Origin of the sequence: Empedobacter sp. UBA7494 (assembly GCF_002478465.1) — a bacterium.
GTDB classification, from domain to species: domain Bacteria; phylum Bacteroidota; class Bacteroidia; order Flavobacteriales; family Weeksellaceae; genus Empedobacter; species Empedobacter falsenii_B.
In genome coordinates this window covers 1-10,367 of the sequence record NZ_DLOC01000069.1, presented here as the reverse complement: position 1 = coordinate 10,367, position 10,367 = coordinate 1, and the positions used below count along the sequence as shown (strand labels likewise).

Below are 10,367 nucleotides of genomic sequence, written 5' to 3'. Positions count from 1 at the left end.
GCTAATTTTTGATTACGACGTTGAATAGAACAGTCACGTTCTGATAAGTGACAAGCTTTACCGTTTTGGTCACTTGCAACTTGAATCTCGATATGACGTGGTTCTTCGATTAATTTTTCCATATACATTCCGTCGTTACCAAAAGCTGCAGCAGCTTCTGTACGAGCAGATTCCCATGCGTGTAATAAATCTTCTTCTTTCCAAATTGCACGCATACCTTTACCACCACCACCGGCAGTAGCTTTCATCATAACTGGGTATTTAATTTCGCGCGCAACTTCTAAGGCTTGCTCATAGCTTTCTAATAAACCATCAGAACCTGGTACTACAGGAACACCAGCTTCTTTCATAGTAGCTTTCGCATTGGCTTTATCTCCCATACGCTCGATATTTTCTGCAGAAGCACCGATGAATTTGATTCCGTTAGAAGCACAGATTTTAGAAAAAGTTGAGTTTTCAGATAAAAACCCGTAACCTGGGTGAATAGCATCCGCGTCAGTAATTTCTGCAGCCGCGATGATGTTAGCCATTTTTAGGTACGAATCTTTACTTGGAGCAGGACCAATACACACAGCTTCGTCAGCGAAACGTACGTGTAATGAAGTCTCGTCTGCTTTAGAGTAAACGGCAACCGTTTTGATTCCCATTTCTTTTGCAGTACGTATAATACGCATTGCAATTTCACCTCTATTAGCGATTAATATCTTTTTAAACATAATTTTTTAGATGTAATTGATTAAGCTGGATCAACTAAGAATAATGGTTGATCGTACTCAACTGGACTAGCGTCGTCCACTAAGATTTTTACAATTTTTCCAGAAACTTCTGATTCGATTTCGTTGAATAGCTTCATTGCTTCAACAATACATAAAACTTTACCTGGAGCAATAGCATCACCTACATTAATAAAAGGTTCTTTACCTGGTCCTGCAGCACGGTAGAAAGTACCAATCATAGGAGATTTAACTGTAATTAAATTACTATTTTCTTCTTCTGTTGATGTTGTAGAGTTATTTGCTGGTGCAGCTGCTGACGCTTGAGGAGCGGCAATTGGAGCTACAGGAGCTTGTGGTACATAAATTTGTTGAGATGCAACTTGTGCAGGTACGCTTGCTAAAGTTTTGATTTTGATTTCGATGTCATCTTGTTTGATGCTTACTTCAGCAACTTCTGCTTTTGATACGAATCTAATTAAATTTTGAATGTCTTTAATGTCCATATAATGCGGTTTTTTATTTGACCTTTTATGTTTGTTTTTTATAAAACGATTTCAAAGGTATTGAAAAAAAAATAAAAAAAGCTGTTTCTTTTTAGAAACAGCTTCAAAATCTTTCGAAGATTATATTATTCAGTAACTTCTTGTACTTTCTCTAATACTACTTTACCTTTGTAGTATAATTTTCCGTCAGACCAGTGAGCTCTGTGATATAAATGTGCTTCACCTGTTGTTTTATCGATTGCTAATTGTGGAGCTTCGATTTTGTAGTGTGTTCTACGTTTATCTCTTCTTGTTGACGACTGTCTTCTCTTAGGATGTGCCATATCTAACTACTTTTTTTTCTTTATTTCTATAATTTATTTTAATAATAAAAACCAATTAAGGTTTCAAATCTTTCAATTTTGCCCAACGAGGATCAATGTCGTTATTATCGTCATCGTCATCATTGTTATCGTCATCGTCATGCTCGTCTTCTGCATCTTCGTCTAATTCGTAAATGCTGTATTGGTCTAACAATTCAATCATTTCAGAATCGCTTTTGCCATTCAAGACATCGGGATGAATTCGTTTTGTTGGTACTGATAGCATTGCCAATTCATAAAGAACTTGCGCAACGTTGATTTGGTATTCCTCTCTTGGAATTACCCACATTTCAAAATCAGTATCGTCAAACTCGTCTCCAAATTTAACAATTAATTCTGCATTATTTGAAATTTCTTGTTGAAACAATTCTCCAGTCAAATCACAAGGGACTGTAATGTCTCCTTTTAAGCTGATTTCTAACTCAAGCATTGTCGATTTTTTATCTAAAATAATTGTTGCAATTAAATTAGGATTGTCAAAATCTTGCTCAATTTCAAATAAATCAAAGAACGATTGTGATAATTCGAATGTAAAATCACTCTTACCAAAAGGCAAGCTTGTAAATACAATATTATAATTTTTTAACTTGTCCATACCACAAAAAGGTGTGCAAAGATAATCTAATTTATTTAAAATTAATAGCTCTTTGCAACTTATTTTAAATTTTTATTCTTTATTATCGCCTTTTTCTAATTTTAGAGGAATATGTTGCAATACATTTTTTGTTAGCTCTTGGTATTCGTTTCGATTTTTATATAATTCGATTGCTGAAAAAATAGCTTCCTTAAATGATTCTTCGTTTGCAATTCCTTTTCCTGCGATGTCGTAAGCTACACCATGATCTGGCGAAGTTCGTACAAATTTTAATCCAGCTGTATAATTAACTCCTTCATCAAAACTAATTGTTTTGAAAGCAACCAATCCTTGATCGTGATACATGGCCAAAACAGCATCAAAAGCGTCTAAATTACTTGGATTGAAAAAACTATCTGCCGAATAAGGTCCAAAAACTAATTGATTTTCGTTAATGCAGCGCTCGATAACTGGCGAAATAATTTCTTTTTCTTCTGATCCTAACAGACCATTGTCACCTGCATGAGGATTAAGACCTAAAACTGCAATTTTTGGTTTTTTGATGGCGTAATCTTCAATCAAACTTTTATGAATTTGTTGAATTTTTGCATAAACAGATTTTGGATTAATTTGTTTTGCAACTTCGCTAATCGGAATATGTTGCGTTACTAAACCAACTCTCAATTTCTCTGAAACTAAGAACATCAAAGGTTTTCCTCCCCAAACATCTCCTAAATATTCGGTATGACCTGGGAAATGAAATTCTTCGGACTGAATATTATCTTTATTAATTGGAGCCGTTACCAAAACATCAGTAAAACCATCTGAAACAGATTTTGCAGCCGCTTTTAATGATTGATAAGCGTGTTCACCAGCTTCTTTGGTTACTTTACCATAATGTACATCAATTTGATCTTTCCAAAGATTAACCACATTGATTTTTCCGTCTACAATTTGATTCGCATCTTGAATACCTTGAAAATTGATTCGGTCAAATTTTAAACGATCTTTTTGATACGATAATAATTTGGTTGAACCGAAAATAACAGGGGTAAAAAACTCTGTTATTTCTTTTTCTTGTAAGGTTTTTAAGATAACCTCAATTCCGATTCCGTTATAATCACCAATCGAGATGGCAACTCTAATTTTTCTATCTTTTTCAGACATAATGTTAATTTAATATGATTGGCTGGATGGTTTGTATTTTTTGAAAAATCTTTTGTAAATTAAATCTACAATTAAACCTCCAATCCATGATGAAAAGAATAAAACTGGACAGATCGCAATTTCGTACCAAGTTGGGTGATAAGGCGTGATAAGAACGTCGCCTAATGCAACGATTAACACAATAAATCCTACAAACATCGTGTAAGCTTGTTTAGCTCTTCTTACGATAAGAGCTGTTATAACACCACCAACTAAAGCTGCAATTCCACTAATTGCGAGCATTGATCCAAAAAATTGAACTTCGAATTTTTTCCCTTCTTGGTGCGAAAAATATTTGATGATGTGTCTCCATTCCGGAAAAACTTTGTCGTCCCATCCTAATCTATCCGCGTTGTATATAAGACCAAATTGTATGATAGCATAGATAACAGCTAATCCTACTATTACAGCAATTGTGTTTCTTAATACAGTTTTGTCTTTTAGCATAATATTTTATTAGTCTGCAATGGCGATTACAGAAATTTCAACATTTACGTCGCGTGGTAAACGAGCAACTTCTACACATTCGCGTGCAGGATAATTTTCATCATTAAAATAAGAAGCATAAACTTCGTTAACTGCATTGAAATCATTCAAATCCTTAACGAAAATTATTGTTTTTACAACTTGGTCAATTTTTGTTCCGCCAGCTTCTAAAATTGCAATTACATTTTTCATTACTTGATGAACTTCATCTTGAATACCTGTTGTAACCAATTCATTTTTTTCTACATTGAAAGGAATTTGTCCTGATGTGTAAATAAATCCGTTGCATTTTACACCTTGTGAATAAGGTCCAATTGCTTTTGGTGCTTTTTCTGTATGAACGATTTGTTTTTTCATATTAATATTTTTTTAGTAATTAAGTCTTGATCTATCGTTGTATTTTAAATCTTGTAAGATTGATGCTTTTATTCCGATAAAGAAATCATAACTTTTATATGTTCCCATTGGTGTCCAGTTGAATGATAAGGTAAAGCTTCGTAAATCTCTTTCAAAACCAAAACGTACATATGTAATTTCATTTTTGATGAAATCGTAAGTTGCATTTGCAGAAATTGCCCAATATGGTGTTGGCGAAATTTTACCATTCATTGCAATAGAACCTGTGCTACTTCCTTTTCGTTCTGTTCCTTTGCTATAATTATAACTTAAATTAGCTGTTAAACTCCAAGGAATAGCAAATTGCGCATAATTATCGCTGTCATAATAGAAATTTTCGTCACGAACTGTTCCACGCTTTTTATAGTTCTTGGCATCGAAACGTTTTCCACCAAATGTACTATTATCAAAAGTATAACCAGTTCCTAATGTCATATTCGAAATACGAAGATTTCCTAAGCCAAGTTCATCAATGTATTGAGCAACTTCATTTCCTTCAGCATTTATATAACGTTGAATTTTATATGGATTAACAGTTGATGAGAATTGTACATTTACTTTTCTGTCAAACAAAGATGTCATTCCATTAATACTAATTGGAGAAAGTTTAAATTCATCCGCAGAGAAATTATAAGATGAACTCAAACGTAAATATTCAAATATCTTTACTTTCTTGAAACCTTTCGAATCATTTGCATCTTTTACTTTCATCTCTAAATTGTTCGAAATTCCAAAGTTTAATGAATTTGTCAAACCAGGAATTGATACACCATACAACATGTTTTGATATTGATTGTACCAAACTTCTTCTTGATTTTGGTTTTGATAAGCTTTGTAATATCCCCAAGATTGACTTTGGAAATCCGGCGTATAACTATAACCAATAGATGGTGTAATCACGTGCTGAATTCCTAAAATCTTAGCATCTTTATTTGGATTAAGATATAATCCATAAATATTAGTTGAAACAGAAGCATTGAAATTAAATGTTCGATATGAATTGAATCCTTTCAATGTTGTGTCCTCTATTTTTCCGTTAACAGAATTGTAGTTTTTAATCAAACGATTATCACCCCAAACTTCATTATAGTCAGAAGAAAGTGTTAATGGGAAATAATTAGCAAGTGTAATACCTGTCTGCAAACCAATTTTGTGATTCGCACCCATTCGCATTTGATCTTTCCACATTTTGTCCGTAAAGATGTCTTTGTCGTTGGTGTTAACTTCATTTCCAGCTTGCATACTATACGTTAAACCAAGATTCTGAATTAAACCTTCTTTTGGCATATTTTTCTTTGCAAATGGGAAAATACGAGACATCGTCAAGTTGAAACGAGGAAATGCAATGTTAATATCTCCAGTATTGTAATTTTGAGAGTGCGACATACTCAACTGAGCTGTTAGTGGAGCATTCTCAAAGTTTTTTGTTAAGTTAATAGATGAGTTAACGTTGTTTGTAAAAACTTGTCCAGTATTGATGTATTGATTTCGTACAGATTCACGGTAATATTTCGAACTCGAAAAGTTAACATTGGCATTGAATAACCAATATGGATTTGCTTTCGGATCTTGGCTATGTGACCACATAACACCAAACATACTTTGTTTAGAAAAGGCATTAGAACCTTCTGTAAGACCTTTGATACCAGTTAAGCGATTTTCTACATTCGCTGCAAGTCGACCATTGTATTTGTAACGTTTTTTATAGGTAGATTCGGCTCTAGCAGCCCAGCTACCTTTTGTGTAAACATCTCCCGAAAGTTTTAAATCAAAATTATCTCCAAATGGAACATAAAATCCTAAATCTTCGATAAAGAAACCAAGGTTTGTACGCTCACCTGGGCGAGGCATCAAAATACCTGCGGCACGTTTTGCACCTATCGCTGGGATGTAACCAAATGGTAATGCTAATGGTGTTGGTACGTCATAAATCCACATATTGATAGGTCCGGTAATCAATGTTTTTTTACCATTTTTATCAATCATTTTTCCTTCTTTAGCACGAAGAAAATAATCTGGTCGAGTATCTTTTCCTTCCTTAAAATAAGTATCCGTAGTAAAATCGGCACGTTTTAGTAACATTACCGAATCGTTGACACGTTTCGCTTTATCTGCAATGATGATTCCATCTTCTTGCGTCATGCGAATGTTATATGCAATTCCAACTTTCGTTTTGAAGTTTACTTTGAAAGCATCTTGTAAAATTTCTTGTTGACCTTGTGTAAACTTTGTTTTTTCAACAATATTCCCAATAGAATCGCGCTTACCTTCGGCATATACATCACCTGTATCCCAATTTAGTTCAATATAATCTGCATCAATAGCCATATCGCCGTAAACTACATGTGCCTTACGCAAAAGGTAAGTCATACGTTTTTTACGATTATGTATTTCGTCCTCGGAATTGTGCTCTACCACAAACTCTAATTTCTCTTTTACAGGTATAATAGTATCTAATTTTACAGAATCAGAAACTATCTTAGAGTGATCTTTATCGTTATTATTTTGCTTAACTTGTCCAAAAGAAACGGTGCAAACCATTACTGGACTAAAAAATAAAATCGATTTAATTGCCTTTGTAAACAAATTGAAAAACTTATTTTTTATAAATTGCGTCAAAATTAATCAAAAAAACAAACCTATAGTATGAGTTTAAAAATGATTAACATACAAAAGTATTTATTTTTTGCGATGATGATGGTATTTTCTACATTTTCATTTGCACAAAAAAAGCAAAATTTTGTAATTGTTATTGATGCTGGTCATGGTGGACATGATGCTGGAGCAAGGGGAGTCGCTGATTATGAAAAGAATATTACGTTAGATGTTTCGAAAAGATTGGCGGAATTAATTAAGAAAAATCACAAAGATGTTAAAGTTGTTTTAACACGTGACACAGATATTTTTTTAGAATTATGGGAACGTACACGAATTTCAAATGATAATCATGCGAATTTATTTGTCTCGATTCACTGTAATTCCGCTGATAACAAAAGTGCAACGGGAACAGAAACATTTGTAATGGGATTGAAGCGATCTAATGAAACAGATGAGGTTTCTAAACGTGAAAACTCGGTTGTGTTTTTAGAGAAAGATCAAGAACGTTACGAAAAATTTAATCCAAATGATCCAGAGGCGGTTATCGCTTTCGAGATTATGAATGCAGCTTACAAAGAACAATCTATTCGTTTTGCAGATTTGGTAGAAAAAGGTTTTGTGAATCGTGATTTCAGAAAAAGTAGAGGTGTTAAACAAGCAAACTTTCACGTGTTGAGAGGAAATGCTTCCCCATCTGTTTTGGTTGAGTTAGGATTTATTTCGAATTATGACGAAGGAACTTTTTTAGCATCTGATGAAGGAAAAGAAAAATCGACTAAAACAATTTATGAAGCATTCAAACAATTCAAAAAAGAATACGATCGTAGAAGTGGAGTAGAGGACGAGGACGAAAAACCTAATCCAGTTAAAAAAGTTGAAAAACCTGTAGAAGGAAAAAAATTGAAGGTAAGGGTAATGGAGTCTAAAATGAAATTTTCTTCAACTTCGCCGCAATTAAGAGGTTTAACAGATTTAGATGTAATTCAGGAAGGTGATAATTACGTGTATTATTACGGAGAAACAGATTTACAATCTCGTGCAAATGATTTGTTGCAAACGGTAAAACGTAAAGGATTTTCTGGTGCAAAAATTGTAGAATTTGAAACGAATAAAAAATTAGAAGGTGGTAAAAATTATCGTGTTCAGTTTATGACATCAAATAAAAAATATAAAGACAAAGACGAAAAATTTAATGGATTGACAAATGTGTTGCGAGTAAAAGAAGGTGGACTTCAGAAATATTATTATGGCTCTGATAAAACAATGGAATCTGCTCAAAAAACATTGAAACAAGTACAAGACAAAGGTTTTAGAAACGCCTTTATCGTTACATTTAATGGTGAAGAACCAATGTAAACGTAATATAAAATGTTTCTTTACAAATTAAATTTTATTTTTGCATAAAATCATAACAAGTGAAGTTATCTAAAGAATTAAAAATAGGAGTTGTTACCATCTTAACCTTAGTAGGTTTTTTCATGCTATTCAATTTCTTAAAAGGTCAAAATATTTTTTCATCAGGACGTTTGTTTACAGTGAAATACGAAAATGTAAGCGGATTAGCTCCTTCTAAACCTGTTTCTGTAAACGGTTTGAGAGTTGGTCAGGTGAAAGAAATTAAAATTATAGATACTGCAAAACCTATCTATTTTGAAGTCGTGATTTCTGTCGAAAAAGATATTCAATTTTCAAAAAAAACAATTGCAGAAATTTACGAACCAGGAATTATGTCTGGACCAGAAGTTAGACTTTTATTAGACTATGGACCAGATGTAGCAAAAGATGGTGATTATTTACAAGGTCGTATTGCAGGTGGAATGTTAGATGGTTTGACAAAACAATTAACGCCAACACAAGCAAAATTAGATAGTGTTTTATTAAGTTTTAATCAAACATTAGGAAGTGTAAATAATGTTTTGGATCCGTCAACTCAACAAGATATTAAAGCAATGTTGAGAAATTTGAATCATACAATTGATTCGTTCGACAAAACAGCGCAATCGTTGACTGCAACATCAAATAGTGCAAATAATTTGATCAAAACAAACGAAAAGACATTGAACACAACGCTTAACAATGCAATTGCTACAATGGCTTCTGCAAAAGCTACAGTTGACAAATTTGGAAAAACTGCGGATAAATTAAACGCGTTAGAATTGGATCAAGTGATTAAGAATTTCGAAAATGCATCTAAAAACTTAAATACATTGTTAGAAGATATGAACAATGGAAAAGGTTCTTTAGGAAAATTAGCAAAAGACGAAACACTTGCTAACGAGCTTGAAGCAACAATCAAAAATATGAATGAATTCGTAACTGACTTAAAGAAAAACCCAAGTCGTTATGTTAATATTTCTGTTTTTGGTAAAAAGCAACCAGTTCAGCCATAAGATCAAAACTAAAATTAAATATTCAAAACTCATAAAAAGACTAATAAAAAATGATGAAGTACATTCCAAATGTAATCTTTCTTCTAATTATGATAGGAAGTATTTGGTTCTTTGCGCAAAACGTAAAGAAACTTATACGTAACATCAAATTAGGGAAAGAAATCGATCGTTTCGATCATCCTGCGGAAAGGTGGAAAACGATGGCTCGTGTGGCTTTAGGACAAGGTAAAATGATTGTTCGTCCTCTTGCTGGTATTCTGCATATCTTTGTTTATGTAGGATTTGTTTTAATCAATATCGAAGTATTAGAAATTATCATCGATGGTGTATTCGGAACACACCGTATTCTAAGTTTCTTAGGAGGTTTCTATAACGGAATGATTGGGTTTTTCGAAATTTTAGCCTTTTTGGTGATGGTTTCGTGTATCATTTTCTTCTGTAGAAGAAACTTTGTAAAAGTTGGGCGTTTCTGGAAACCAGAAATGAAAGGCTGGGCAAAAGACGATGCAAATTATATCCTAATTATGGAGGTTGCATTTATGTTGGCTTTATTTACAATGAATGGTGCAGATCAAGTCTTACAAAAAATGGGTGCACCTCATTATATCGAAACAGGATCTTTTCCAATTTCTTCCTGGTTAACAGCACCAATTATTAGTCAATTCAACGACATCACATTTATTACAATTATAGAAAGAGCAGCGTGGTGGTTTCACATCATCGGAATTTTCTTTTTCTTAAATTATTTATATTATTCAAAACATTTACACATCATTTTGGCTTTTCCAAACACATGGTTTTCTAAGTTAGAACCAAAAGGAGAATTCAATAATTTACAATCTGTAACAGATGAGGTAAAAATGATGATGGATCCAAATGCAGATCCTTACGCAGCTCCTGCTGAACCACAGGGGGAACCAGAAACATTTGGAGCAAAAGATATTTTTGATTTAAATCGAGTACAATTGCTTAATGCCTACACATGTACAGAATGTGGACGTTGTACATCTGAATGTCCAGCAAATTTGACAGGAAAAAAATTATCTCCACGTAAAATTATGATGGATACACGAGATCGTTTAGAAGAAGTAAGCAAAAATATCGATACAAATGGTAAGTTTGTTGATGATGGTAAA

General features: G+C 33.1%; 11 protein-coding genes. 3 read left to right on the top strand and 8 right to left on the bottom strand.

Going from position 1 to position 10,367, the window contains the following annotated elements; genetic code table 11:
* The 8 genes from B4E95_RS08275 to B4E95_RS08240 form a co-directional block, all read right to left on the bottom strand.
* Nucleotides 1-716, bottom strand: a 716-nt coding sequence (locus B4E95_RS08275) for a biotin carboxylase N-terminal domain-containing protein (protein WP_291091089.1), incomplete at its 3' end; no start/stop codon positions are given.
* A 20-nt stretch (nt 717-736) separates the two neighbouring features.
* On the bottom strand, nt 737-1,219 hold the full coding sequence (gene accB, locus B4E95_RS08270; RefSeq protein WP_125348723.1) for an acetyl-CoA carboxylase biotin carboxyl carrier protein: 483 nt from the start codon (nt 1,217-1,219) through the stop codon (nt 737-739).
* Between the two features lie 125 nt (nt 1,220-1,344).
* A complete protein-coding gene (gene rpmF / locus B4E95_RS08265; protein WP_019975824.1) occupies nt 1,345-1,542 on the bottom strand; it encodes a 50S ribosomal protein L32 in 198 nt (65 codons plus the stop codon).
* 55 nt (nt 1,543-1,597) lie between these two features.
* A complete protein-coding gene (locus tag B4E95_RS08260; RefSeq protein WP_291048774.1) occupies nt 1,598-2,176 on the bottom strand; it encodes a YceD family protein in 579 nt (192 codons plus the stop codon).
* Nucleotides 2,177-2,248: 72 nt separating this feature from the next.
* Entirely contained in the window at nt 2,249-3,322 is a 1,074-nt protein-coding gene (pdxA, locus tag B4E95_RS08255) for a 4-hydroxythreonine-4-phosphate dehydrogenase PdxA (RefSeq protein ID WP_291091087.1), read from the bottom strand.
* A 9-nt stretch (nt 3,323-3,331) separates the two neighbouring features.
* On the bottom strand, nt 3,332-3,808 hold the full coding sequence (locus B4E95_RS08250) for a hypothetical protein (RefSeq protein WP_291062979.1): 477 nt from the start codon (nt 3,806-3,808) through the stop codon (nt 3,332-3,334).
* A 9-nt stretch (nt 3,809-3,817) separates the two neighbouring features.
* The gene (locus B4E95_RS08245; protein WP_291091086.1) at nt 3,818-4,204 is read right to left on the bottom strand and encodes a RidA family protein; all 387 of its coding nucleotides are present in this window, start codon (nt 4,202-4,204) and stop codon (nt 3,818-3,820) included.
* A 12-nt stretch (nt 4,205-4,216) separates the two neighbouring features.
* The gene (locus B4E95_RS08240) at nt 4,217-6,829 is read right to left on the bottom strand and encodes a putative LPS assembly protein LptD (protein WP_291091084.1); all 2,613 of its coding nucleotides are present in this window, start codon (nt 6,827-6,829) and stop codon (nt 4,217-4,219) included.
* Between the two features lie 72 nt (nt 6,830-6,901).
* On the opposite strand from B4E95_RS08240, the gene B4E95_RS08235 reads away from it, so the two are divergent.
* The 3 genes from B4E95_RS08235 to B4E95_RS08225 form a co-directional block, all read left to right on the top strand.
* Entirely contained in the window at nt 6,902-8,197 is a 1,296-nt protein-coding gene (locus B4E95_RS08235; RefSeq protein ID WP_291091082.1) for an N-acetylmuramoyl-L-alanine amidase family protein, read from the top strand.
* 59 nt (nt 8,198-8,256) lie between these two features.
* Nucleotides 8,257-9,231: an MlaD family protein gene (locus B4E95_RS08230; protein ID WP_291091080.1), complete on the top strand. Its 975-nt coding sequence runs from the start codon at nt 8,257-8,259 to the stop codon at nt 9,229-9,231.
* A 53-nt stretch (nt 9,232-9,284) separates the two neighbouring features.
* Nucleotides 9,285-10,367, top strand: a 1,083-nt coding sequence (locus B4E95_RS08225; protein ID WP_291091091.1) for a (Fe-S)-binding protein, incomplete at its 3' end; no start/stop codon positions are given.